Below are 24,743 nucleotides of genomic sequence, written 5' to 3' on the forward strand. Positions count from 1 at the left end.
CTGGTTTTTTTGTGTTTTTAGGAGATTTTTAAAACGGCGGTTGAACATGAAGATTATTTCAAAAGGTGGCTGCTTTCTTTAATAGGTTATGAGGCGTTTCGGGCAAGTATGCGGAGATTGGGAAGATTATGCCGCGAATGATGGATTTATGAGCCGTTTGTCGGGAGTATGCCGCGTTTGAGCAGTTTATGCGGCTTTCTATATAAGTAAGAGGTGTTTAGAGGACTTTTGATAGTTCTTCCTCTATAGGTTTCTAGTTTGCGGTTAAAATCTCCACAATAACTCCTTTTAATGTTAAAAGCTATCAGGTGCAATAATAGATCAGGAAACTAGCTACGTTAATAAATTTAATTTGAAGGAATGGAAGAGATCAGCAATAGGACAACTGCCTAATATCTCCACTAGTCTAATGTTTAAATTAGAGGATACTTTCTATAAGGGTTATGAGGCGTTTCGGGCAAGTATGCGGCGATTGGGAAGGTTATGCCGCGAATGATGGATCTATGAGCCGTTTGTCGGTAGTATGCCGCGTTTTGGCGAAATATGCCGCATTTGAACAGTTTATGCGGCTTTCTATATAAGTAAGAGGTGTATAGAGGACTTTTGATAGTTTTTCCTCTATCGTTTATATCTCCACAATAACTCCTTTTAATTGTCAAAAGCTATTAGGTGTAATGATAGATCAAAGGAATGGAATAAAACACCGCAAAATTCGTTGGAACGCGGCATACTTTGCTCAAACGGGGCAAAAGCAAGAGGAACGCGGCATAATGACCCTCAAACGGGGCAAAAGCAAAAGAAAAACAGCATAACGAGCTCAAACACCGCAAAAGCTATTAAGCCGGGCTAAACAGTAGTTGGAACATAGTCAAAGTCCGGCGTCACTTCAACCGTTTCTACACGAGCACGCAGTTCTTTAGCATCTTTTAACAATTGGTCTGCGACGGCTTCGTAACCGGCAGTTGTGTTTTCGACCCAAAGGCCATATTCAATTTTATGGTAACCTAACCAGTCCTCTTCTCCTTTACCGTCGTCTTGTAGGTCTGCAAGGCGCGCATCAATCCGTGGGTCCAAGTCGCCAAAGCTTTCAGCAATCGGTTCAGATCGCTCAAAATACATACGTGCTAACGGATAAATCGTTTTCGCTTTTTCCACCTCGCCGTTTTTCACAGCCGATACAAATTTCTCTGTTTCGATGACGAATTGATCCATCTGTTCCAATGCGAAGTCTTTATATGCATCTAGTTCTTGTTGCAAATCGATGGAAGTTGTTTCTTGTTTGACGGTTGTTTTTGTATCTGAATTTGTACAGCCAGCCATTAACATACCACCAGCTAACAATACAGACATAAGTGATTTTGTTTTCATAGAAATCCTTCTTTCTAAAGTAAATAAATTACTTTATCAATGATAATCATTCTCACTAATTTGTCAATAGAAAATGCAGGAAGAAAGTTGAATTTTTTGCGTCTAGTTCGTAATGATTTAGAATGGACAGAAGGAGGTAAGTAGTAGATGAGAAGACTATTACTAGCAGTACTCGTATTTGTAGTTGTGTTACAAGGTTGTTCAAAAACACAGGTGAATAAAGAGGAGGATGGGCAAATGAATTCATTATTTATCGCTGCAGAGCAGGGCGATTTGCAGGCAGTTAAGCAATTGGTTGATACAGGTGTCGATGTGAATGCGCAGGATGATAAGGGACGGACGGCTCTTATGATAGCGACGTATGCGCGTAATGTGGATGTGGCAAAGGCACTGATTGATGCGGGTGCGGATGTGAATCTACAGGACGATATGAAAAACAGTCCGTTTTTATATGCAGGCGCTGAAGGGTATATGGAGATATTAAAGCTTACGATTGCTGCAGGGGCAGATCCGACGGTTGTAAATCGGTATGGAGGGACAGCATTGATTCCTGCGGCGGAGCGTGGGCATGTGGAGACAGTCAAGTTGTTGCTGGAGGAAACGACTGTTGATGTGAACCATGTGAACAATTTAGGCTGGACAGCGTTAATGGAAGCCGTTATCTTGAATGATGGCAATGAAAAGCAGCAGGAAATTATCACTATTCTTATTGAGCATGGGGCAGACGTTACGATTCCTGACTCGGATGGTGTGACGCCGTTGCAACATGCGAAAGCAAAAGGATTTGTGGGGATTGAGAAGCTGCTTCTTGAAGCAGGAGGAAAATAAGGTTACATGCATCTCGCGCGGGCACTTGCGCGGGATTTTTTTTGTTTATTGGTGTTGTAAAACAACTTGGTGTCAATGAAGAGCTAAGAAATGCGTGGTGTTGCTAAACAACTTGAACTTGGCGAAAGGAGTAACTTTAAAAATTGGTTGCTTAAAAACGTACGTATGGCGTTCGAAAAATCAGGACGGTTTCGAAAATTTTTGGGGCATTCTATTTCTACGGCAAGAATAGGGTATATTGATGACAGGAGGTGGGAAAAGGTGCTTTTCGTTAATGTAATTAAGCGATTTTTCAAAGATCGGTTTTTTGACCAGGCGGCACAGACGGCGTATTACTTATTGTTGTCCATGTTTCCTTTTCTCATATTTCTTTTCTCCCTCGTTAGCTATTTACCAGTGGATGAAGAGATGTTTCTCGCTTTTATTAAACCGTTTGCGCCAAGTGAAGCGTATTCGATTATTGAACAAAATGTTCGGGCTATCATTTATAAAGTGCAGGGGAAAGTGTTATATACGAGTCTTGCCATTGCTTTTTGGATTTCATCTGTGGCGGTGCAATCGTTAGCGCGATCGCTTGATCTGGCCAATGGGTATGTTCGAAAGTATCCGTTTTGGAAAGTGTTGATTCGCGATTTAGGGGTGACGTTTTTATTCATGCTGGTGTTGTCATCTTCATTGTTTTTACCATTAATAGAGCGGGCTTTGCGTGAAGTTGTGACGTATTATGATACTGTCGAGCAGTGGCAAGGTTGGTTGTATATTTGGCCGAATGTGAAATGGGGATTAGGTACGCTGTTTTTATTTCTCTTCTTCCTATTGTTTTACAAAGTCGTTCCGACAGGTAAAATGAAAGTGAAGGAAGTCGTGCCTGGTGCGGTCTTTTCTGCGCTCGGTTGGCAGTTATTTTCTCTTGTTTTTGGAAGTTACGTTGCAAATTTCGACTATACAAAAATTTACGGACAGTTATCAGGTATTATTTTACTTGTGTTGTGGTTTTATTTGACCGCAGTGATTTTAATGCTTTCGGGACTGTTGAACTCGGAGTGGCGTAGGTCATTAAGTAGGAAGGGGAGATGAATGATGCGGATTCTTGTTGTGGATGACGATCCGAATATCGTGGAGCTGGTGACTATCCACTTATCGCAAGCGGGATATGATGTAATGAAAGCAGCAAATGGTGTGAAGGCACTTGAACTGTTGGAAGAAGATTTGCCGGATTTGGCTGTCGTGGATGTGATGATGCCCGGGATGGATGGGTATGAATTGACGAAAAGACTTCGTGCCGAAGCGGATATCCCGGTTTTATTGCTCACGGCGAAAGGGGAACTGGAGGATAAGGAAAGGGGCTTCTTGGCGGGTTCGGATGATTATGTTGTAAAGCCGTTCGAACCGAAGGAACTGTTGTTTCGAATCAATGCAATTTTACGTCGGTATGACAAAGCGGTCGATGTGCATATTCAAGTTGGTCCATTGAAAATTAATCGACAAAGCTATGAAGTGTCAATTGGCAAAAAGGTATTGTTGTTGCCATTAAAAGAATTTGAGTTGTTGTCTGTCCTCGCTTCCAAACCGAATCATGTGTTTGAAAGAGATTTCCTCATTGAACGTGTATGGGGGTTTGACTATGAGGGGGATGAACAGACATTGAATGTACACATTAAACGATTAAGGGATAAGCTGGAAGGTCTTCCTGAAGCGATTAAGATTTCGACGGTGAGGGGCGTCGGCTATAAGCTTGAGGTTTCATCATGAGGTCATTGTATGGGAAGTTTTTGACGTTCACGCTAGGCATTATGATTACGAGCGCGGTTATCGCATTTCTTGTAGTAAATACATATTACCATCAGCAATTAAAAGGGCAGAACGACACGAAGAATATGAACATCGCATTGTCGATTGCATCATATATTGAATCGGATGAACACGGCGATCTACGGAATTATTTTAAGACACAAGCGGATGCGGGATATAAAATCTTTGTTGCCGATGAACAGGGGAAGGTTATGGAGTTTGGGGCTCCGTTCCGAGTTGAGAATTTGGACAAGCAATCAATTCAAGAAGTACTGGACGGCAAACTGTATCACGGTATGCGTGACTTGAAAACAGAAACATTCATGACCGGTTTCTTTTCAGATGAACTGGCCAATACGGTTGGCGTGCCTTTCACATATGAAGGAACGACTTACGCCCTTTTCATGCGACCGGATATTAAACTATTGTTTACGGAAGTGCATTACTTGTTAGGGGGTATGGTGATCGTCATGGCGATTGTCAGCTTGTTGTCGATGTTAATTGTCGCGAAAAAGTTGATCGAGCCGATTACAAAATTGACGGTCGCTGCGAAAAAGGTTGGAGAAGAGCGATTTTCAGGGACGCTTGATATTAATCGACAAGATGAAATCGGGCAGCTAGCGCAAAGTTTTCAACGGATGACGGAGCGGTTGAGTGAAAATGATCGGATGCGCAAGGAATTCATTAGTGATGTATCTCACGACTTTCAAACACCTCTACTGAATATTAAAGGGTTTGCAGAATTACTTGTGGATGAGGAACTTTCACCTGATAAGCGAAGCAGTTATGCAAAAGTCATTCAATCTGAGACGGAGCGTTTGTCTTCATTGACAAAACAACTATTGTTATTGACTTCTTTAGATCAACTTGAATCTCCGTTAAGACGCAGAGCATTCCGTCTGGATGAACAGGTAAAAGAGATTGTCCGCAAGTTTAGGTGGTTGCTAGAGGAAAAGCAGCTGTCGTTATCGATGGAACTGGATGAAGTGGAGTTTACAGGGGACCCTTCATTTTTGGAAAAAGTGTGGGAGAATCTGTTGTCAAATGCGTTAAAGTATACACAGTCCGATGGGGAGATTGATATTCGACTGACAAGTAAGTTGGATACTGTGGAAGTGCGTATACGTGATACAGGAATGGGTATTGCAGAAGAACATTTAAGTCGGCTCTTTGACCGTTTTTACCGTGTCGATCATTCAAGAACGCGGGACATTGAGGGGACCGGTCTCGGGTTATCCATCGTCCATCAGGTTGTGCAGCTGCATAAAGGGTCCGTGAAAGTTGAGAGTGAAGAAGGTGTAGGAACGACTTTTACGGTCACACTACCAAACTTGTAATGTGTTGTTCATATTCCGTTCATGTTGGGAATGTATTCTATAAGTAAGACATGAATGATACAGGAGGAATTGACAATGCAAGAAAAATGGAGTTTACGTTTAATACGTATTTCAGCAATTTTTGGTTTAATAGGTGCATTTTTAGGTTCACATATGGCGGGATCAGGATCTTACGCGTTCCGTCCAATACACGCACACATTCTCGTCGTCGGTTGGTTGTCCGTCTTTGCATGGGGCGTATTTTATAAGCTTTATCAAGTACGTGCGAAAAAGTTGGTTGCCGTTCACGGATGGACTGCCATCATCGGTTCCATCGGCTTAACAGCAGGCATGTGGTTCCAATTCATGCAACCATTCGGCCTCAACGAAACCTTTTCTCTAATCTTCTATATTGTTGGTGGAAGCGTATTATTACTCAGCTTCGCCCTCTTCATCCTCGTCACATTTTTAGTTAAAAAGAACTAAAAAAACGGTGCCTGTCCCCAACACAATTAGGAACACTCTGAATAATTTCGAGGCCCGGCATCAAAATGGACAAAAAACCCACCTTCTCCACTAGGGAGAGGTCGGTTTTTCGTGGGATGGCTTACGTAAATACTAAGTTCAATTTGCCGTTCTCCAATTCAAGGCTTGCGCTGAACTGGTTGCCGTTATTGGCAGTGAAGCCTTTGATGACGTTCGTTTTCCCTTTCGTACAGAGCAATTTCACTTGGGCGGGCGTCAGTTTCTTTTTCAAAAATATGCCAGGAAACGTCTGTTTACAGCCGTTTTTATAGTTGCTGCAACCGTAAAAGGATTTATGCGCAATAATCATCCCTGTTTTACAATGAGGGCAAGGGGCTACTTGGGCTGCTTGGTAGGAACCGCGTGATTTAGATTGCCGTGGCGGTACAAGTGATGCATCGATCGGCGTTGCTTCCAACTGCCGTGGTACTTCTTCCAATAACTTAACAAGGAACTTCTCGATGTTTTCCAGAAAATGTTGTCCGGTTCCTTCGCCATTACCGATTTTTCGCAAGTATGCTTCCCATTTCGCAGTCATCGATGGGCTCGCAAGCAAGTTGCCTTCAATCGCTTGGCAAAGGACACGGCCTTTTGCGGTAATGGAGACGATGTTTTTTGCTACGGTAATATAACCATGCTTTTTGATCGTCTCGATAATCCCGCTTCGTGTCGCTTCAGTGCCCAATCCTTCAATTTCCTTCAAAATATCCGTCTCGTCTTTATCGTCGACAAGCTTCCCGCATGTTTTCATCATCGCGATGAGTTGCCCTTCTGTATACGGCTTCGGCGGCATCGTCTTGCCTTCTTTGATGTCGATCGCACTCTGCACGGATTCCTGATTGCGCAGTGGCGGCAAAGAGGGCTCGTCTTTTTCATCTTTCGACCGTTGGAATAAAGCCTTCCACCCTAAATCACGTTCCGTTTTTCCGGTAGTAAAAAACGCTAGTCCATTCACATCCGTCGTTACTTTCGTTTCCGTGTACAAATAATCGGAATGGAACATCGCAAGCGTCGTCCGGACGACTTCTTCATACAAGTTCCTTTCAAGAGGAGACAGGCGTCCAAGCACCGCTTGTGTCGGAATCTTCTTCGTCGGAATGATCGCATAGTGCTCCTGGACTTTCGAACTGTCAACATAGCGCTTTTTCGGTGCAAGAGAGGCAACAGGGAATGAATGGCCAATGAGCTGTTGGTAATCGCCGACCTGGTCCTTCAAGTACGCAAATTCGTTTGGCGTAATATGTCTCGCATCCGTCCGTGGATACGTAACAAGCTTTTTCTCATAAAGCCCTTGCATGATTTTCAATACATCCGCTGGACTCGTCTTCCATCGACGGTTCGCAGTTGCCTGCAAAGTGGATAATGCATGCAATTGAGGTGGCGGCGTCCGTTTATCCGTATGCGTAACAGAGGAAATGACACCGGGTGAATCTGGTCGAATGCCATGACTTCTTAACAACTCTTGAATAATCTCCCGTTTCGGCTCTTTCGCTTTTGCTTTCCCTTTATACGTCCCTTGCTCCGCTGTAAACGTTGCTTCAACTTCAAAAAACGGTTCCGATACAAACGTCTCAATCTCCCGTTGCCGTTGGTAAATCAAGTGCACAGTAGGCGTTTGTACGCGTCCAATCGGAAATACCTCTTCAACGCCCTTTGCTTTTAAAAGCAGCGTATACAGCCGAGATCCATTCATCCCAACGAGCCAATCGCTAATTTGACGGGCTTTTGCTTCCTCATACAACATTAAGTCCTTCCGATTGTCCCGCAAATTCGCAAAACCTTTCCGTACTTCATCCACTTCCAAGGAGTTGATCCATAGCCGTTTGATCTTCTGATTGTGTGCGCCGGTTTGGTAATAAATGCTGTAAAAGATATTTGATCCTTCGCGATCTGTGTCACATGCATTAATCACTGTTGAAGCTGATAAAATAAATTTTTTCACCGCTTGAAACTGTGCATATTTGCCTTTCGCAATTTGAAATTCATAGCGATCGGGTAAAATCGGTAAACTGCCAAGTGTCCACCGATTCCAGCGTGCATCATAGGCTTTAGGCTCTTTTAATTCGACAAGGTGACCGACACCCCAGGTAATAATAGCGCCGTGCGGAAAAAGTTGACTATTGGCAAGTTCAATATGTGTTTTGTGGCGGCTTTTCACCGTGAAAGCTTCCGCATAGGCTTTTGCTTGGGATGGTTTTTCGGCTACAATAACTGGTTTCATAGGAACACCTCTTTTCTTTTTGCGATGATACAGTAGTTCTTATAGTTGAATTATCGCATATACGGAGGTGGTTTCCAAATGCATTATTAAGGCCAATTAAGAACATATATGTTCCTAACAAAGTGATTCACTGATTCTTTTAAAAATAATTCTTTAACATTTTTATTGTGCTTTTCTATAAGGTGATTAGTTGTTAAATCAATTTATGTTATTTTACATTCAGCTGGTAGCCTCTGTATTAATTCTTTAAATTTACTAATAAAGTATACGCTGTTTGGATTTTTATTAAATTTCTCAACTGAAATCTCATAGATTGATATATAGTCTTTAAAATTCATCTCAAAGCCCTTTTCCGAATTCTATGCGTAAATGAATGGCATTAAGGAATCTAAAACCGACAATCGTGACATTTTGTCAGCGGATAAGTAACAATAATCTTGTTCTCCTATTTTTACAATACAAGTATCATTAGAGCATATCCCTCTTGGATTCCTCATGGTTTTCTTTCAATCGATTATTTTCATCAATCAGAATCGCGTTGGCATGGTTTTTTCTAGTTGCAAAAGTTTTTGATTTTTTAATTCAAGAACCACGTCGGCCTGATTCGCAAGGTGTTTACTGTGGGTTACGACAATGACGCATTTTCCTTGCATATGCGCACTCTGCTTTAAAACTCCAATAATATCATCCGCAGTCTCTGCATCTAAGTTACCGGTTGGCTCATCTGCTAAAATGATCGGAACGTCCGTCACTAACGCCCTTGCAATCGCGACACGCTGCTGCTGCCCGCCTGATAGTTGCAAAACATTCCGTTTGATATCCGTTAAATCCAATCCAAAATCTAACAGGATTTGCTTATCAGCCCGTTTGTTGACAAGCTTCAAGTTTTCCAAAGGCGTCATGTAATCAATCAAATTATAATTTTGGAAGACTAGTGAAATTTGGTTTTTCCGGTGATGCCGATAGCCTTTCACCTTAATATCTTCTCCGGTGAATTTCACTTCGCCATATTGTGGCTCATCCAATCCGGCAAGCAACGACAATAATGTCGTTTTGCCGGATCCGGATGTACCAAGGATGGCATAAAACACACCTTTCTCGAATTCCGTGCTTACACTGTTCAATATTTTTTTATTCTTGTTGTTTTTGTATGCATATGAAACATTTTTCAGTTGTAAAATTGCCATGTTCATCTACTCCTAACTCATTTTCGAAAGTATTTCTTTCGGTTTCAACCGAATGATAAAGATGGAAGAGATACTGACTGACAGCAAGATGATCAATCCACCGATGAACCATACATACCCCATTTCAGCGAGTGTAATGGATACATCGATACCGTCCAATGTTTTTGTGAATGTACCCGAATTGGGATCCGCTCCTAGCTGCATCCCTCCAAGATCTTGCTGGGCACTCATTGCACCTACTTCACTAGCCTGTTGAACCATGCTATCCCCAATCTTTTGCGCAATCGCTTGGCCTGAGAAATAGGACAGACCGAAACTAACGACAGCTATAATTACTAATTCAACAACATATTGAGTGATGATGTTTATTTTTGAGACGCCTAATGATAGCAAGACACCTGTTTCATGAATTCTTCCATTCACCCAAAAAGCAAGAACTAACGATAAGATAATTGCGCTGATGACGATAATTCCAATCAGCATCTTATTGATGAGTTCATCCATGCTATCCAAGGAAGCTGTTAACGCCGGATAGTCATTGGAAGACTTTGTGATTTGGTAATTTGACCAATCAATCGGCAGTTTGCCTACCTTGTCAAGTATGGTGGGCAGCTCTTTCGGGTCATTTAGATAGAAGTTGACATTTTGGTAGATGGCCGACGTATCGTTATACCCTCTCAGTAACTTAATTGTTTGCATATCTGAGATGATGGCATTCTCTACTAGTTCATGCTCTGTCGTCGCCCTATCCATATTGCTTCCACTGAACAACCCTATAATTTCAAGCGCCATTTTTTCTTTTGTTACAGCTTCGTTTGGTGGAACCGAAGATAATACACTTGCCTGTACGTAAATTTTATCATGCAGTTTTAGATCGTTCAGTTCTGCAAATTCCTCATGCACTAGCACTTTCTGTGTATCCTCTTTCGTAATATGTCTTCCTTTTGAAAGCGAAAGGACTCCACTGATGAATTTATTATCTAAAGAAGAATCTGTCATTCCTTCCAAGTCGGAGAAGTTCTTATACGCTTCAAGCGACTCATTATACTGGACCCTGGGATTCGTAAGTTTCACTTTTTGTAAATCAATCAGATCGACCTCACCTAGCATCCTTGCATTGACTTCTGTAATTCCGTCAATCGACTTAATCTGTTCGACTGCAGAAGCGGGTACATTCCCCAGGCCACGGCTACCAACTCCCATATTGTTCTGTAAATTATTTTCTAGCGTGAAGCTAGCATTGATCGATTGGTTGAGTTTGCTTCTCGTATCTACAGTCGCCTTTTTAATTGCAATTCCGCTAATTGTCGCAGTGGCGATTCCGAACAGAATGAGGAACATGAGCAGCGACTTGCTCTTTTTTCTTGTGACGTAATACCATGCACGTTTTATCATTGACATTCCAAATGCCTCCTTTGCTTTACAAAACATAGATTACAGATGCAATATGAAACCTATATGAATTCAGGAAAATGAAAAAAGATAGCCTGTAGAGGAATTTTCTACAAAACTATCTTGATCACTTTATTCCTATTGAGTCGGGGGGCATTCAATGATGAATTTCATCCCTATGTCAGTCGGCGTAAAAGAGTGGCGGAGATTTGTATGTGTCAAAATATCTTTTACAATGTACAGGCCTAAACCCGTTCCACCGTCTTTTCGATTCCTGCTGAAGTCTGGTCGGTAAAAAGCTTTAAAAACTTGCGCCAATACTTCCTCTGAAAGTGGCGTGCATTCATTTTCGATGGAAATCTGTCCTTCCGCAATTCGGAGTATGATTCTTTTTCCCCTAGGAGTATAGTTGACGGCATTCGCTAGAAGATTGGAGAATATTTTTCTCAAAGCATTCTTATTCATATAGATGAAGCAAGTATCTTCTATTTGTAGGGTCAATTGGATTTCTTTTGCTTTCGCCAAAATTTTATAGGAATCGACTGTCTCTAATAAAACTTCCCTGACATCTACATTTTCCTTCTGTTCTTCGTGTGAGACGGTCTGCAATTTGCTCGTATTTAATATGTTTTGCACCATTTTGGTGGAATCCATTACCATCTCTTGGGCCTGTCCCAAATAGAAATCCCTGTCCTTGTATTTACCAATTTCATATCTCATGTTCTCCAATAAAACATGTAAGGATGTTAACGGTGTTTTCAATTCATGGGAAGCAGCTCGTAAGAATTCTACTTTTTCTTTTTCCACCTCGCTGATATCATTGAGCTTTTGTTCAAGCGATTCAATCGTATTCCATAAGGTGTCATATAGAGAGTTAATGTTTTCTGCTAACATCCCGATTTCGTCTTCGCTTTCGACAAGGCAATGGCTATCCTTGATTAGTTTTTCCATATCTTTTGTGGCGGACAGGATGTTTTTGATGGGCCTTGTAATGACCGAACTGTAAATATAGGCAGCAATAAGGGAAATGATAAAGCTGATGGCTATCGAATAAGGAAGTAATTTGAAAGCCACTTGCTTCGTCTCATTTACCGGTTGAATGCTTAATAAAAGATGAAATTCATAAGGCAAATAATCTTCATTTTCAAATGTACGCTTCCCAAGGATGACTTGAGGTGACTCTGTTTCGCCTAGTTGAGCTGTATTGATTTCCACCTCTGAAGGGATTTCGAATAGCTCCTCTTCCATTCCAGGGTCGAAGAAAATATCAATAGGTGTAAACCCTTGGTATCTGTAAGCTTTATCGTTAATAAAAAGCGTAATATTCACGTTATGCTGGATCGCATATTGCTCGGCGATTTTCACGGCTTGCGCTTCATTTGTTTTCTCCAATGCGCTCATCAGCTCATTCGCCTTCACATTCACTTCTTCTTTCTTCTGTTCAAGATAAAAAGAGGGGAGCATGACATACATGAGCCCGTGGACGAGCAAGACGATAATGCTCATAATGCCCATCGTGTAGTGGAAGGTCTTCGGAAACAATTTCAGCTTTTTCATACAGATTCCTCATATTTATATCCGACGCCTCTTACGGTTTTTATGCAGTCAAGATGAAGCTTCTTCCTAAGATTCTTAATATACACATCAATGACACGGTCTAGTGGTGCCTCCTCAAAATCCCATAATTTGTCTAAAATTTGCTTGCGCGTAAGGACTTGTCCGGGATGCTCGACCAATAGCTGCAATAACTTAATTTCTTTCGGTTTTACATCGACCGCTTCCTCTTGATAGGTTGCACTAAAGCCGGAGAAATCCACTTTTCCATCCCCATATATCCATAATTCCCTGTTATAATCAGGCCTTCTTCTTCTGAGCAAGGCCTCAATCCGCTTTTCTAGCACGGCAAGGGAAAATGGTTTACTCATATAATCATCCGCTTGTTCCTCGAAGCTCATGATTTGTGTGTACTCGTCGTCCATCGCAGTTAGCATAAGTACCGAAGTCCGGTTTGAATCCCTAATCGTCTTCAGAACGTCAAAGCCGTCCGCTTTTGGAAGCATAATATCTAAAATTACTAAGTCGAAAACCGTGCGGCTAAATTCGTGAATCGCGTCTTCGCCGTCCTCTACAGCCACCACTTCATACCCTTTCACTGTGAGATATTCGGCAATGCCTTCTCGTGTCGTTTCCTCATCTTCTACTAATAAAATCTTTTTTTTCATTGTCGATTCCTCATTTCTGCTGTATTTCGTCAACATCATCATACTATCAATGGATGGTCATTTCATATCAACCGCTAAACTTTTTTAATTTCATCTACGTTTCATATTGCCAATGTAAATTAGCAATGTCGACAGAAAGAACTAGAGAGGAGAAAAAAATATGAGAAGACAGTTTGGACTAAATGCTCTTTTAATTGGGGGGATACTTATACTGACCGGTTGCGGGATGACGAAGGAAAAAGTAGACCAAGAAAGGATAACGGAGCTAGAAAAAGAAGTAGCTGAAAATGGAAAGGCGGTTGAAATAGAAGAGGAAGATAAGGATAAAAGTAGATCTGAAATTCAACAGGTTGAAAATACTAAATACCAATCAATTGTATGGATTGGAGAAGCAGGAAAAAAAGAACACGGTACAGGGTTTTTGATCGGTAATAGTAAAATCCTGACGAATAGGCATGTCGTAGATTCTGTCGAGGAAAATAAGATGATTGTCCGTGTAAAAAATGATTCTGGTGAGACGATTGATTATAAAGTGAAAAAGGTCACGCCTTCTCCAATTGAAGAAATAGATTTGGCCATCATTGAAGTAAGTCCGACTGAGGATGGACAAACAATCGATGACAATCTTGAACATTTCGAGCTTGCTTCACTGGAGGACATAAAGAAAGTCAAAGTAGGAGATGCCGTCAACACAATCGGCTATCCAGGTGATAAGAAAGACGGAACATTATGGGATAGTAAAGGGAAAGTTTTAATGTTTTTAGGCGAAAATTACCTAGCATACGATGCCTTCATTACACATGGCAATTCGGGATCTCCTTTATTTAATGAGGATGGTAAAGTTATTGGCTTATCGAATGCGAGCAATGATGGAGCCGACGGTGAGATTAGGGGTTTCGGCTTTTTGCTGACAGACGAGATATATACATTTATTGAAAATAATAGATGATGTTCTTTTCAAGCTGCGCTTAGAGAGAAGGGGATTCATATAATAAATTAAATGTGATTGGATCGTATCTATCCCAATCACATTTAATTATTTGCAGGCGCCTCAAACCGGTCTCCGGGAACAGGAACGACTTTATCCCCATTTCTCACAACATACATACTATCTACACCTGTTCCTAGCTGGATGGCCGATGCATCTATTCCGCCCGGCATCCACCTATTCTCAATGATCCCTTTATGTTTTGTATGATAAAAGCTTATTCTGTCATTTTCCTTAAGTCTTATTAAAAAAATGATCGGGCATCTATTCTGATTTTCCTTCTACCGTGACATCTTATCTTATTTTTAATTCATCGCTCAGGTAAAATCGGTAAACTACCAAGTGTCCACCGATTCCAGCGTGCATCATAGGCTTTCGGTTCTTTTAATTCGACAAGATGCCCAATCCCCCATGTAATGATGGCACCTTGGGGAAACAATTGGAAACGAAATACCTGCGATTTGTTGATAGCGTTCCACGTTGTCCGCGAGATAGGCAAACTCATTGTTAGTAATGAATTGTGTATCGGTTCGCGGGTAAGTGACAAGTTTCTTCTCAATAAGCCTTGTACTATCTTTAGTACATTGGCAGGACTGTATCTCCATCTCCTATTTGCAACAGCTTGAAGCGTCGAAAGAGCATGTAATTTAGGTGATTTAGTACGCTTTTCTTTCTTCGTTACTGATTTTACAAACCCTTCATTGTGTTCCATGATGTTATGCTGTTGCAATAATTGAAGAACTTCCTCTTTTTTATCGCTTTTGATTTTTGCCTTGCCTTTATACGTCCCATTTTTAGCTGTGAAATTCCCCTCAATCTCATAAAAAGGGGTGGAAACAAAGTTCTCTATTTCTTTTTGCCGTTGGTAAATGAGATAAACCGTTGGAGATTGTACTCGTACAATCGAAAGACTTTCATTGAACCCTTTTTGTTGCAGTAGTAGGGTATAAAGTCTGCTCCCATTCATACCGACGAGCCAGTCGCTGATTTGTCGTGTTTTCGCTTCATAATAGAGTAAAAGATCTTTTTTATTATCTTGAAGGTTCTTAAATCCTTTTCGCACTTCCTCAACTTCCAATGAGTTAATCCAAAGTCGTTTAATTGTCTTGTTTTTTGCACCGGTCATGTAGGAAATGGAATAGAAAATATTAGATCCTTCACGGTCACAATCGCAGGCGTTCAAAATTGTATTTACGGTAGGTTCATTGAACAACCGTTTAATAAAATTGAACTGGACTCGCTTGTCGTAGGAAACCTTATACTCGTACTTAGCGGGTAAAATAGGCAAAGATTCTAAGCTCCATGAAGCCCATTCTTTTCGATACTCTTTTGGCTCTTTCAATTCAACTAAATGTCCGATCCCCCAGGTAATGGTAGCACCGTTAGGAAACGTACTGCATGGATTCAGTTCAATATGTGTTTTATGACGGGATTTTACTGAAAAAGCGTCAGCATATGCTTTTGCTTGAGATGGTTTTTCAGCCAAAATTGCTATATTTGTCATTGGTATCACCTTTTCAAAACGTTTGATATTAGACAGATTCGTTATGCTTAAAAAGTTTAATCTTTATTAATATCTATACGAACTAGCTTTCGTATTTAATTCTATCATAATAAAGGGTGCGGATTAAAATTGTTAATGAAAGAATAATAGTATTATCTAATCTATACGAGTCATGATGACTTTCCAAAGTATTAATAATTAAAAATTTGATAATAACAACTATATATAGTATGTTAATTTACACAGGCATACAATATATTGTGTTTTGGAGGGGGTTGGGAAAATGTAGGAGTTGTTCTACTATAGATTTACTTGGATTTTATTGTAAAGTTTTAAACAGTTTTGAAACAAACGTTCTTGCGGGAGAAAGAAAAAACTATGAATAATCCCTGAGTATCAAAGAGAATATTCATAGCTCCTAAATTCACAGAAGCGACAACTTCTGTCTGCTCACATCGCTTCACCAAAAGCGAGATGAAATAAATAATTAATAATTTAAAATGTATCATATGAAAGACGGCTATACAAGAATACATTTGGATAAAGGGATGCCAATTTAAAGTCGTAAGACCAGTGTGAGCAGTGGTTCTTATTTAAAAATCTTGAAGAAAAGGGAAACTACTATTGACTCAACCGACAGTAAAAGAACAGACGCTATTAGAAAAGATGATTGAACAGCTTGACCTACCAAAATCCGTTGAAGAAAAGGTGCGACAACGATACTATTCACTTGGAGAATGGTTCAATCGAGAAGAGAGTACATTAAAAGATGTTGTTATTTCTGTGCAAGGTTCATTTGGACAAGGTACTACTATAAAACCGTTGCAAGAAGGAGAAGAATATGATTTAGATATGAGTTGCAAAGTAAATATCTTTGATTTTAAAGAAAAGCATACACAAAAAGAACTTTTGCAGATGGTGAAAGACGAACTCGAATTGTATCGTAAGAAAGTGGGTATTCATCATAAAATTGAAGAAAAAAGGCGTTGTTTACGCTTATATTACAAAGATGAAGTGCCGTTTCACTTAGATTTTGTGCCTTGTATTCCTTTAGGAAAAGAAAAGGAAAATGAATACCGTTCAAATTTAATAAAATCTTATCAAGAGGATGAACAATTTGCTTCCGACTTAGCTATATATGCAGTAAATATTCCCGATAAAGAGAAGGAAAATTATAATGTAATTTCGGACCAGTGGCACATTAGTAATCAACAAGGATACTTATTATGGTTTCAAAATAAGATGGCGCCGGATAAACAAGACCTTCGGAAAGCGAGTATTGAAACCATCCCAGAGTATAAACAAAAATCTGTATTGCAGCGCTGTATTCAATTACTAAAACGTCATAGGGACACTATGTTTGCCAATGAAATAGTAAAAGAAAGTAAGCCTATTTCTATTATCATTACTACTTTGGCAGCTAAAGCCTATAAAGGTGAACAATGTATTGAAGAAGCACTTATAAATATTTTGAATACGATGTCTCAGTATATTAATCCTGTTATTCCTAGAATTTCCAACCCTGTAAAACCCGAAGAAGACTTTACGGATCGCTGGGATGACCCTAAGTTTGCATATTTGAAATTAGAAAGGAATTTCTATTTATGGTTAGAACAAGCCAAATTGGACTTCACAAAACTAATTAACGAGCAGCGCTCTAAAGAACTAAGTTACGTGTTAGAGAAAGGTTTTGGATTAAATTTCAGTGAAGAAACGTTACAAAGTAAATTTGGTTATAAAAAATCTTTGATTCAGCAACATGAAGTTAGGACACCTTCGGCTCGACCGTGGAGAAGTCTATAATGTTTAGGTATGTAGAAAGTTTCATCCAACATTACCCTACGTTTAGGATGAAACTTACAACAGGAAACGAACTAGTTTTAGAAGGGAAGTATGAGGGATTGCTAGTTAACAAGCAATACGGGGATATCCAAGTCGATTTTGAACTGGAAATTCAAATTCCAGTGGAATACCCTAACTCATTACCAAAAGTCTTTGAAACATCGAATAAAGTGGAAAGAATTCCTGAAAATCATGTGAATTATGATGGCTCCCTTTGTTTGGGTGCCCCTATTCGATTAAAGATGACAATGAGAAAAAATCCAAGTCTAATTTATTTTTTTGAAAACTGTATACTTCCTTATTTATATGCAGTATCTTTGAAGATTTATAAGGGTGAATCTTTTGTTTTTGGAGAACTAGCACATGGAAAACTAGGTTTAATAGAAGACTTTAAAAATCTATTTAATTTATCAGAAGAGAAGAAAGTTTATCATATGCTGTTTTTGCTAGGTACAAGCAAAAGGGAAGCGAATCGTTTACTCTGTCCTTGCGGATGCAAAAAACGCGTTTCAACCTGTAGGTTCTTTAAGAATGTACAGCAAATGCGCAAGCTATTACCACGAAGTGAATGGGAAGAGCAGTATACATTGATAAAACGGGGGTACTAAAATGATTAATAAATGGAAAGTTATTATACAGTATATTTTAGTGTTAATTCCCCTTTTAGGTTCAATTGTATTACCCATTGATCTGTTGTGGGGGATAGTGAGTATTAAATTAGGCGACTTAACTGATATGAAGCAAATGATATATGGGGTTGTATCTTACAAAAAGCTTGTTTCTTTAGGGTTGGGCTTCATTCTTACTGTAATGGTATTTGGCTTTCTAAGGCATATTAACAAGAACAAAACTTTTAATACAGGTAGTGATTATTTTGATTACCCTATGAGATATTTTGTTTTGGCAGGTCGTAGAGGATTAGGCTACAAGGAAATAACATTAGTCAGAGTCCCGTTATATATGCAATTTAAACTTTTATTCAATGATGTATTTGATTGCATGATTTCTGATACACATCCTACTAGGACGGATAAAATTAAAGTGGTGACACTTAATCTTGATAATGAATCGGATGAGATTAACTTTATATTATCTGATACGTATCAAATTCAGTTAGATGACTTACCTATTGAAAAAAGGTCGTTACCAACAGTTTTAATAGAACGTGGCACTAGTTTTTCAGGAGTTAGAACATATAACCAAGAGTTTACGGCTGTCGTCAGAGAACAAACAAATAATTACCGATTACAATATAATCGTGTAAATATCTTTGCAACTACCAATACCCAACACACAAAAGAAATAGTATTAGGGTCCTTTAAAAATGGTGGTCGAACAGGTTTTAATGAAATATATGTATATGAACAAAATTCAAAGGATTATAAGTTTAGCAAAGCTCATGCGATTCAATGACTTAATAATCCTGTGACTAAGACCTTTTATTAATCATTAGTTGTTGGAGGCTTTAAATGAACTACAAAGAAATAAAAGAGTTATATAGTAGGGCAACCCTTAAGAGATTAAGTAGGATTCCTAAAAAATTTTACAAGCTAAATTTGACTTTATTAACTTTTGAAATGTTGAGGGGTATTAGATTCGAAAGCGTTTATTTTTTAATAAATGAATGTAGAAATATCTTGCTTTTTCCAATGGAATATACTGATCAAAATGAATTCTTAAGCTTTAAATCAGCTTGCTTAACTAAAATTAATGATTTAATACCTGACGGAAAAGAGCAGGAGGATTTCATAAATGAGGTTATCCAATTAACAAGAAAAATCTTTGAACAGTCATCTCAGAATAAAAAAGTACTATTACGAGTTTCAGAATTGGAACAAACTTTTAAAGTAGGAAATTATTTTAGAAAGGTTTTTAGAAATGTTGAAGACAACAATTTGCGTCCACACGTATGGGTAGATATAGATTTATCTCGTGGAATAACGCCTACTTATCCCGATCTGTTAACTTACGGAGATTTAATAAATTTATGGGGGATGTATCTAGATAAAATCAAACAGGAAAAAGATTATTCGAATAAATTTAACGAACCATATAATAGGATTCATAAGCAATTGAACTATGATTTACTAACGCTTAGGAAGTATTTAAATATAAGTGCAATCACCTTCGTGGAGGCATACTTATACCATGTTTTTTATGATGTGAAGAAGAGTAATTATTCGTTGGAAACTGAATCGGTAAGAAGATTCATGGAAAATATGAAGGTCGAAGATGAACAAGTTATTAAACAATTGATTATTCCCGAGTTTTGCCACGATAATGAAGAAAATACTAAGGAGATTAGCAGGTTATTTGAAGAGTACGATGATTTGAATAAGAAAAGAAATCGTTTTATTCATGCTTCTGCATTCGACCAGAATGGAGAATCACATTTATTGCCTTTGCTTAATATCGGCCATGAAGAAATCATACAAGCATTAAATATATGTACCGATCTTGTAAGGGCTGTTGAGAATATATTACCAAGTGAGCTTAAAATATTATTTTGGTGGGGAACGATTACTCATCCTGATTATACAAATGAAGAGAAAGGAAACTTTATTATAAGGAAAGGGGTCTAAGGGGCCATGGGGTGGGAATGAGATGATGATACCTAGAAAAGTTAATTAATTTGAAAGGTACTCCGTGACATTACCGACTATTGTTACATGATTTACCAAAAGGGTAACGTTTAAATCTTTGAAAGATTAACAGGCCAAATACCTATTTATTTCTAGCGGGGAATTTGGCTTTTGTCCTTCAAAAGTTGCGCCTTTTACTAATGGATTGCAGGCCTATAAAACAATGTTCGATGAGGAACAATTAATCTTTACATTTTTTTAGGATTGATTATAGATATGTCTAACCTACGGGCAAGAATTCTAGCACCCTTATCATGTGAGGCAAAAACTAGTTTTGAACCTTCCTCAACTTTAGTTAGTAAATCCGAAATAATTTGTTCATCAGCTGTTGAGTATTTTATATCTCTTGTGTTTTCACGTACCAAAAATAAACGATTGTAATTCCGATACTTTTCGATGATGACGAAGCCCTTTTGCGCCTTATATCTGGTTGTACTATCAACGTTGTTCTTTAATCCCTCTAATTCACGGAAAACAACAGGATGCAATACTTTGTTGGGTATAGTAATTTAATAATGAACATTCGAATTGTACAATAATTATAACATTTAATTAGTTAAATGTTATGGAATAACGGTATGATAAAAAAGTTCACGTATTTGTCGATATTATACTCTTAGTAGATATATATATCCCTCACTAATTGTTTTCCAATTTTAAAAGGTCAAAAGTTTACTTAGAGTAGAAAAGTAATCCATTAAATGGAATTTTGGTAAATTCACTTTACAAGCGTGAAGTTTCAAATAGTTATTTTAAATGATAAACTTGTCCTCACTAACAAAAATGGAGGATTAATTCATATGATTTACTGGGCAAGTGTTGAAATAAATGACGGATGGAAATATAGCGATATTATTGATGCTGATTCTAAAGAAGAGGCAAAGAATTTATTTTCTATCAGTAGTGCCTTCGATATCTTAGAAAGTTTAAGGGGGGAAGAACTTTTAAATGAATTTAATAAGAAGTATCTCGTGGATTTCAATTTAGACAAGTTTTTTAAAGATAAAATAGACCTTAAGGATCTATTCAAAAAATGGTCGTATGGAAAAAACATAGCTATTGATTGCCCAAAAACCATCGAGCTAATTGATTATATTTTAAAAAAGGAATACGAAATAGAATGCTATGAACCCTTGGTTATCAGTAAAGAAAAGACACTTCACACCTATGAAACTTTTGCAAAACGTATCTCGGAACTACAAGAAGAAAAACAAAGAAGAAAAACAAAGAAGAAAAAATCCCGGAAAACTAGTATATACCGTCAACAATAAATTTGAACTGAAAATAGAAGAACGTAAAAAGTCAGAAAAGTGATACCGTGGAAAGAAAACCGAGTTTATTGCTTAAAATAATAGAGCTGTGCCTCTGTATTTGGGGTAGCTCCATTGAATTATTATTTGATTAACAATCTGTATTGCTAAGGACAAAATTCATATTTAATAAGAGTAAAGAGACGATTATCTACACCTAATTGTCTCTTTATTTTGTGGTTAGATTGCACATAAATCATAGGTGTTTATAGCTTTATGTGCACCTAAAAGGTAATGTGCACGTAAAATTATTAATAAGGATCTAGGTAACGCATGAATAAGGATAATTATTTATATTATGTGCAAAAACATTTATGGAGATATATCGCAGTCACAAGCATTGATAACCGTATCCGTCCCCTTAATGAGCTTCTTCACAACTTGAAACTGCTTAAACTTTCCCTTTGCCACCTGAAACTCATAACGGTCCGGCAAAATCGGTAAGCTGCCGAGCGACCAACGTTTCCAAGCAGGGTTATACGTATGAGGCTCTTTCAATTCAACGAGGTGGCCGACACCCCATGTAATATAAGCCCCTTCTGGGAATATCGGACACGCTTGAATTTCCATATATCCTTCAAATTTACGCACCGAAAAAGCGTCTGCATACGCTTTCGCCTGGGAAGGTTTTTCAGCTAGAATAACTGGTTTCATGGGAGCACCTCGATTGATCTGTAGTACGTTCGTTCTGTTGGATTTATTATCTCATATTTTGGGGGCGGTTGCTATGTAAGGAAGATAGCTGTATTAATTACCTTCTAGCAAAACAATATTAATGATATACTTGTAGTCGCAGCTACATTTCTAGCGGATGGGCGGTGGCACTCCCTTTGTGAAAGGGGGTGTTTACATGGTGACTTACGAAGCAATGGACATGCTATTACAATTTGGAATGTTCCTCGCTATGATGGCAACAGCTATCGTTGCAATAATTGCTCTCTACACCAATAGAAAAAAGTAACCATCCTCCGCTATTGGCATAGGTGAGATAGTTACTTTTTCTTGTTAACATTCTTATTTCTAGCCAACCGCTCTGCAAGCGGATGTAAGTTGCAATTGACTGGGTGTTCGCGCATCCAGTCTTTTTTAGTATATGTTCATTATAAGTAATAATATACAGTTTATCAACTGGAGAGCTTGTTCTGTTTTAAGTCTATATCGCGCAGTCTGCTAATTATATAATGAATTTGTGCTCCCTATTTTTGTTATTGCGATATTATATAACTGTAGATATAAAACTGTTAACAAGAGATCACCATAGTATAATATGAGTAAATGGGTTGGCTTATGATGAAGCGAAATTTATCTGAAGAGGACCCAATAAACACAGCCTGACATTTAATGAGTCATGCGAACGTTTCTACACACATCTGCGATAAAAACTTCTTAATCAGCGATAATCATCACATTTTCTGCTATTTGCTTTTGGTCAGTAGAATTTGGGTTTTCGACTAAGTCAAAAGAAACCCGTTGACCTTGTATAAGATATCTAAATCCATTATTGAAAGCTTCATTATCAGGAGAAATCGCGCTGAAGTGAACAAAAACGTGATTCCCATCTTCCCCGTCAAGCATAATGCGACCATAGCCTTTATCTTCTTTATACCACTTAACAATTCCCTCTCGTTTCATATCAATTCGTCCTTCCTTTGCTGTTCAACGAGTTGACCCATAGCTGTTTGATATTCTGACTGAGTGTGCGCCAGTTACATCGGAGCACCTCAATTGATCTGTAGTACGTTCGTTCTGTTGGATTGATTATCTCACATTTTGGGGTGGGTTGCTATGTAAGGAAGATGTAGAGGATGATTTCTAATAGTAGTATTAATTAGCTTCTAGCAAAACATTATGAATGATATAATCGTAGATAGCTAAATTTATAGTGAATGGTGCATAATGAACAGGGATAGACCCCTGACTTCAATAAAACCCATACATAATTTTTTCGGAAAATTTTAATATTAGGGAAGTGAATTGTGGGATCGTTTACTATAGAGTTTCATTTATGATGAAAGGAGGACATTGGATGCATGGAATTGAACGAGGCAATACTATTGATGATGACCCACTTACTACCAATTTTATTTTTGACCTATATGGCAACGGATATTCTTCTTCGCAATAAAAGAAAAACAGAACACATTTTACTAAGCCTTATTGCCGTTTGCTTTATATTATTATTCGTAGAAGAGTATGTGAGAAATCAGGTTCCGATAGAGTATAGCCCTATTCTATCTGCTCTTTGGCTAAGTAGTGTAGGTACAATTATTCCTGGTTTATGTTTTCACTTTCTTATCAAATTTACAGGTCTTTATACGAAGTGGCCTCGTTTTCTGTATCCGTACATCTTTTATGTACCTCTGATTTTTGTTATTTTAAATATTTTCACTGGTGCTAACTTGACTTATACACAAGACTTTTTTGAAGTGGGAATATGGAAATATCCAATTTACAATATGAACTATTACATTGTCATGACCATTGGTACGATCATAGATTTTCTCTACTTAATCCCTTTAGTAATTGCAAAATATAGGACGAAACTTGAAGAACAACGGGCAATCTACCAACAACTGATCGTCGGGGTTTGGGTAGCAATTATATTAAATATTGTATTGGGCTTTATAAATTACGAAAACATGCTGCCGCCCTATTCCTATATATACGCCGGTATCGTTTGGTGCTATTTTCTACGCCGGATAATGAAACAACATGATTTTCTTAATTTGTACGATAAACGATATGAAAAATTGTTTCATTTAAATCCAAATGCTATTTTGCTTCTAGACTTTAAAAGAATTATTCATGATGCAAATCCTGCAGCAACACAATTGCTTGCTAACTTGAATCTTCGACAAGAGCAACTATTTGCTTTACTAGACGATCAGTTAAAAGAACAGCTTTTAAGCGAAAAAGAAATTAAAGATTATGCGCTGAGTATTTCAAATAATGATGTCGAAGTTTTATTGCTCGTCAATGCAGATTATATACTGGTGGACAATCAGATGCATATTCTATTAATCTTCCAGGATGTGACGTTGCAAAAACAATATCAAAGGGAGATCGAATTTCTTGCTTACCATGATGCCTTAACGCGCTTACCAAATCGGCGGTTGTTTACTAAACAACTAGAAGCAGCAATGGAAACATGTCGAAATGAACAGCAATCACTTACATTACTTTTGATAGATATCGATAATTTCAAAAGGTTAAATGATACGTATGGTCATCAAGTAGGGGATGAACTGCTTCAAGTTACCGCACAAATATTGCAAGATGCGGTAAAGGATACAGGAGATGTTGCACGTTTAGGCGGGATGAATTTGTTCTTTTCCTACGAGAGGTACATTCCAAACAGCTAACAAGTCAGTTTATCGAACAATTACAATCAACATTTTCACAATATATAACGACAACCCATCCTGATGTACCTGTTGCGCTTAGCATTGGCATCAGTCAATTTCCTGAAGATGGTGAGGATGAACAAACACTTATGCATCATGCGGACCAAGTGATGTATGTCGCAAAACGAAGTAATAAATTGGAGGTTGCCAGGTAAAGGGGAACACAAGAATAGCTTACCGAATGGGGAAACACATTCAGTAAG

At 38.4% G+C, this 24,743-nt stretch carries 24 protein-coding genes; 13 read left to right on the forward strand and 11 right to left on the reverse strand.

Translation table 11 applies throughout. From position 1 onward, the window contains the following. Window positions 1-846: 846 nt before the first annotated feature. Window positions 847-1,368: an imelysin family protein gene (locus tag NRI27_RS13835; protein ID WP_371391255.1), complete on the reverse strand. Its 522-nt coding sequence runs from the start codon at window positions 1,366-1,368 to the stop codon at window positions 847-849. Between the two features lie 147 nt (window positions 1,369-1,515). Here NRI27_RS13835 and NRI27_RS13840 point away from each other — a divergent pair, with 147 nt between their 5' ends. The 5 genes from NRI27_RS13840 (at window position 1,516) to NRI27_RS13860 (ending at window position 5,789) form a co-directional block, all read left to right on the forward strand. Next, window positions 1,516-2,196, forward strand: a complete 681-nt coding sequence (locus NRI27_RS13840; RefSeq protein ID WP_371391256.1) for an ankyrin repeat domain-containing protein — start codon at window positions 1,516-1,518, stop codon at window positions 2,194-2,196. Between the two features lie 261 nt (window positions 2,197-2,457). Next, window positions 2,458-3,273 (forward strand): YihY/virulence factor BrkB family protein, encoded by an 816-nt coding sequence (locus tag NRI27_RS13845; protein ID WP_371391257.1) that lies wholly within the window; start codon window positions 2,458-2,460, stop codon window positions 3,271-3,273. 3 nt (window positions 3,274-3,276) lie between these two features. Continuing rightward, on the forward strand, window positions 3,277-3,948 hold the full coding sequence (locus tag NRI27_RS13850) for a response regulator (protein ID WP_371391360.1): 672 nt from the start codon (window positions 3,277-3,279) through the stop codon (window positions 3,946-3,948). Beyond that, window positions 3,945-5,324: a sensor histidine kinase gene (locus tag NRI27_RS13855; RefSeq protein ID WP_371391258.1), complete on the forward strand. Its 1,380-nt coding sequence runs from the start codon at window positions 3,945-3,947 to the stop codon at window positions 5,322-5,324. The genes NRI27_RS13850 and NRI27_RS13855 overlap by 4 nt, the downstream gene beginning before the upstream one ends. A 75-nt stretch (window positions 5,325-5,399) precedes the next feature. Continuing rightward, a complete protein-coding gene (locus NRI27_RS13860; protein WP_371391259.1) occupies window positions 5,400-5,789 on the forward strand; it encodes a hypothetical protein in 390 nt (129 codons plus the stop codon). 121 nt (window positions 5,790-5,910) lie between these two features. Here NRI27_RS13860 and NRI27_RS13865 read toward each other — a convergent pair whose 3' ends face one another. The 5 genes from NRI27_RS13865 to NRI27_RS13885 all read right to left on the reverse strand — a co-directional run bounded on the left by NRI27_RS13865 (window position 5,911) and on the right by NRI27_RS13885 (window position 12,850). Further along, window positions 5,911-8,049, reverse strand: coding sequence for a type IA DNA topoisomerase (locus NRI27_RS13865; protein WP_371391260.1), 2,139 nt, complete (start codon window positions 8,047-8,049; stop codon window positions 5,911-5,913). A 527-nt stretch (window positions 8,050-8,576) separates the two neighbouring features. Continuing rightward, complete coding sequence (locus NRI27_RS13870; protein WP_085427813.1) at window positions 8,577-9,236, reverse strand: ATP-binding cassette domain-containing protein; 660 nt, start codon at window positions 9,234-9,236, stop codon at window positions 8,577-8,579. A gap of 12 nt (window positions 9,237-9,248) precedes the next feature. Further along, window positions 9,249-10,637 carry an FtsX-like permease family protein gene (locus NRI27_RS13875; protein WP_371391262.1) on the reverse strand — a complete coding sequence of 463 codons (1,389 nt, stop codon included), beginning with the start codon at window positions 10,635-10,637 and terminating at the stop codon, window positions 9,249-9,251. 129 nt (window positions 10,638-10,766) lie between these two features. Beyond that, window positions 10,767-12,185, reverse strand: coding sequence for a sensor histidine kinase (locus NRI27_RS13880; RefSeq protein ID WP_371391263.1), 1,419 nt, complete (start codon window positions 12,183-12,185; stop codon window positions 10,767-10,769). Continuing rightward, entirely contained in the window at window positions 12,182-12,850 is a 669-nt protein-coding gene (locus tag NRI27_RS13885; RefSeq protein ID WP_371391264.1) for a response regulator transcription factor, read from the reverse strand. Before NRI27_RS13885 ends, NRI27_RS13880 begins: the two co-directional genes overlap by 4 nt. Before the next feature lie 160 nt (window positions 12,851-13,010). Between NRI27_RS13885 and NRI27_RS13890 the strand changes: the two genes are divergently transcribed. Next, complete coding sequence (locus NRI27_RS13890; RefSeq protein ID WP_371391265.1) at window positions 13,011-13,799, forward strand: S1 family peptidase; 789 nt, start codon at window positions 13,011-13,013, stop codon at window positions 13,797-13,799. A gap of 83 nt (window positions 13,800-13,882) precedes the next feature. On the opposite strand, the gene NRI27_RS13895 is transcribed toward NRI27_RS13890, so the two are convergent. Both NRI27_RS13895 and NRI27_RS13900 read right to left on the reverse strand, forming a co-directional pair. Further along, window positions 13,883-14,011, reverse strand: a complete 129-nt coding sequence (locus tag NRI27_RS13895) for a hypothetical protein (protein WP_371391266.1) — start codon at window positions 14,009-14,011, stop codon at window positions 13,883-13,885. Window positions 14,012-14,148: 137 nt separating this feature from the next. Then, the gene (locus NRI27_RS13900) at window positions 14,149-15,342 is read right to left on the reverse strand and encodes a DNA topoisomerase (protein WP_371391268.1); all 1,194 of its coding nucleotides are present in this window, start codon (window positions 15,340-15,342) and stop codon (window positions 14,149-14,151) included. 624 nt (window positions 15,343-15,966) lie between these two features. Here NRI27_RS13900 and NRI27_RS13905 point away from each other — a divergent pair. The 4 genes from NRI27_RS13905 (at window position 15,967) to NRI27_RS13920 (ending at window position 19,766) form a co-directional block, all read left to right on the forward strand. Further along, window positions 15,967-17,145 (forward strand): nucleotidyltransferase domain-containing protein, encoded by a 1,179-nt coding sequence (locus tag NRI27_RS13905; RefSeq protein WP_371391269.1) that lies wholly within the window; start codon window positions 15,967-15,969, stop codon window positions 17,143-17,145. A 98-nt stretch (window positions 17,146-17,243) separates the two neighbouring features. After that, the gene (locus NRI27_RS13910) at window positions 17,244-17,792 is read left to right on the forward strand and encodes a hypothetical protein (RefSeq protein ID WP_371391270.1); all 549 of its coding nucleotides are present in this window, start codon (window positions 17,244-17,246) and stop codon (window positions 17,790-17,792) included. Window position 17,793: 1 nt separating this feature from the next. Next, a complete protein-coding gene (locus NRI27_RS13915; protein ID WP_371391272.1) occupies window positions 17,794-18,597 on the forward strand; it encodes a hypothetical protein in 804 nt (267 codons plus the stop codon). A gap of 56 nt (window positions 18,598-18,653) precedes the next feature. After that, window positions 18,654-19,766, forward strand: a complete 1,113-nt coding sequence (locus NRI27_RS13920) for a hypothetical protein (protein ID WP_371391273.1) — start codon at window positions 18,654-18,656, stop codon at window positions 19,764-19,766. Window positions 19,767-20,014: 248 nt separating this feature from the next. Here the strand turns inward: NRI27_RS13920 and NRI27_RS13925 are convergent, their stop codons facing one another. Continuing rightward, window positions 20,015-20,314 (reverse strand): PIN domain-containing protein, encoded by a 300-nt coding sequence (locus NRI27_RS13925; RefSeq protein ID WP_371391274.1) that lies wholly within the window; start codon window positions 20,312-20,314, stop codon window positions 20,015-20,017. Between the two features lie 312 nt (window positions 20,315-20,626). Between NRI27_RS13925 and NRI27_RS13930 the strand changes: the two genes are divergently transcribed. Continuing rightward, window positions 20,627-21,097 carry a hypothetical protein gene (locus NRI27_RS13930; protein ID WP_371391275.1) on the forward strand — a complete coding sequence of 157 codons (471 nt, stop codon included), beginning with the start codon at window positions 20,627-20,629 and terminating at the stop codon, window positions 21,095-21,097. Between the two features lie 351 nt (window positions 21,098-21,448). Here NRI27_RS13930 and NRI27_RS13935 read toward each other — a convergent pair whose 3' ends face one another. Beyond that, window positions 21,449-21,790 carry a toprim domain-containing protein gene (locus tag NRI27_RS13935; protein ID WP_371391277.1) on the reverse strand — a complete coding sequence of 114 codons (342 nt, stop codon included), beginning with the start codon at window positions 21,788-21,790 and terminating at the stop codon, window positions 21,449-21,451. Between the two features lie 196 nt (window positions 21,791-21,986). Here NRI27_RS13935 and NRI27_RS18045 point away from each other — a divergent pair, with 196 nt between their 5' ends. Next, window positions 21,987-22,097: a putative holin-like toxin gene (locus NRI27_RS18045; protein ID WP_462086058.1), complete on the forward strand. Its 111-nt coding sequence runs from the start codon at window positions 21,987-21,989 to the stop codon at window positions 22,095-22,097. Window positions 22,098-22,522: 425 nt separating this feature from the next. Here the strand turns inward: NRI27_RS18045 and NRI27_RS13940 are convergent, their stop codons facing one another. Next, window positions 22,523-22,768, reverse strand: a complete 246-nt coding sequence (locus tag NRI27_RS13940; RefSeq protein WP_371391278.1) for a cold-shock protein — start codon at window positions 22,766-22,768, stop codon at window positions 22,523-22,525. A gap of 398 nt (window positions 22,769-23,166) precedes the next feature. Between NRI27_RS13940 and NRI27_RS13945 the strand changes: the two genes are divergently transcribed. Beyond that, window positions 23,167-24,498, forward strand: coding sequence for a diguanylate cyclase domain-containing protein (locus tag NRI27_RS13945; RefSeq protein ID WP_371391279.1), 1,332 nt, complete (start codon window positions 23,167-23,169; stop codon window positions 24,496-24,498). The last annotated feature ends 245 nt before the right edge of the window (window positions 24,499-24,743 follow it).

The sequence above is a fragment of the Sporosarcina sp. OR05 genome, assembly GCF_041414805.1.
Lineage (GTDB): Bacteria > Bacillota > Bacilli > Bacillales_A > Planococcaceae > Sporosarcina > Sporosarcina saromensis.

Excerpts from the sequence above, each read along its gene's own strand:
- NRI27_RS13920 (WP_371391273.1), top strand. The coding sequence starts at position 18,654 with ATGAACTACAAAGAAATAAAAGAGTTATATAGTAGGGCAACCCTTAAG.
- NRI27_RS13850 (WP_371391360.1), top strand. The coding sequence starts at position 3,277 with ATGCGGATTCTTGTTGTGGATGACGATCCGAATATCGTGGAGCTGGTG.
- NRI27_RS13860 (WP_371391259.1), top strand. The coding sequence starts at position 5,400 with ATGCAAGAAAAATGGAGTTTACGTTTAATACGTATTTCAGCAATTTTT.
- NRI27_RS13835 (WP_371391255.1), bottom strand. The coding sequence starts at position 1,368 with ATGAAAACAAAATCACTTATGTCTGTATTGTTAGCTGGTGGTATGTTA.
- NRI27_RS13870 (WP_085427813.1), bottom strand. The coding sequence starts at position 9,236 with ATGGCAATTTTACAACTGAAAAATGTTTCATATGCATACAAAAACAAC.
- NRI27_RS13900 (WP_371391268.1), bottom strand. The coding sequence starts at position 15,342 with ATGACAAATATAGCAATTTTGGCTGAAAAACCATCTCAAGCAAAAGCA.
- NRI27_RS13875 (WP_371391262.1), bottom strand. The coding sequence starts at position 10,637 with ATGTCAATGATAAAACGTGCATGGTATTACGTCACAAGAAAAAAGAGC.
- NRI27_RS13840 (WP_371391256.1), top strand. The coding sequence starts at position 1,516 with ATGAGAAGACTATTACTAGCAGTACTCGTATTTGTAGTTGTGTTACAA.
- NRI27_RS13945 (WP_371391279.1), top strand. The coding sequence starts at position 23,167 with ATGGAATTGAACGAGGCAATACTATTGATGATGACCCACTTACTACCA.
- NRI27_RS13915 (WP_371391272.1), top strand. The coding sequence starts at position 17,794 with ATGATTAATAAATGGAAAGTTATTATACAGTATATTTTAGTGTTAATT.
- NRI27_RS13930 (WP_371391275.1), top strand. The coding sequence starts at position 20,627 with ATGATTTACTGGGCAAGTGTTGAAATAAATGACGGATGGAAATATAGC.
- NRI27_RS13935 (WP_371391277.1), bottom strand. The coding sequence starts at position 21,790 with ATGAAACCAGTTATTCTAGCTGAAAAACCTTCCCAGGCGAAAGCGTAT.
- NRI27_RS13865 (WP_371391260.1), bottom strand. The coding sequence starts at position 8,049 with ATGAAACCAGTTATTGTAGCCGAAAAACCATCCCAAGCAAAAGCCTAT.
- NRI27_RS13855 (WP_371391258.1), top strand. The coding sequence starts at position 3,945 with ATGAGGTCATTGTATGGGAAGTTTTTGACGTTCACGCTAGGCATTATG.
- NRI27_RS13885 (WP_371391264.1), bottom strand. The coding sequence starts at position 12,850 with ATGAAAAAAAAGATTTTATTAGTAGAAGATGAGGAAACGACACGAGAA.
- NRI27_RS13895 (WP_371391266.1), bottom strand. The coding sequence starts at position 14,011 with ATGCCGGGCGGAATAGATGCATCGGCCATCCAGCTAGGAACAGGTGTA.
- NRI27_RS13890 (WP_371391265.1), top strand. The coding sequence starts at position 13,011 with ATGAGAAGACAGTTTGGACTAAATGCTCTTTTAATTGGGGGGATACTT.
- NRI27_RS18045 (WP_462086058.1), top strand. The coding sequence starts at position 21,987 with ATGGTGACTTACGAAGCAATGGACATGCTATTACAATTTGGAATGTTC.
- NRI27_RS13880 (WP_371391263.1), bottom strand. The coding sequence starts at position 12,185 with ATGAAAAAGCTGAAATTGTTTCCGAAGACCTTCCACTACACGATGGGC.
- NRI27_RS13940 (WP_371391278.1), bottom strand. The coding sequence starts at position 22,768 with ATGAAACGAGAGGGAATTGTTAAGTGGTATAAAGAAGATAAAGGCTAT.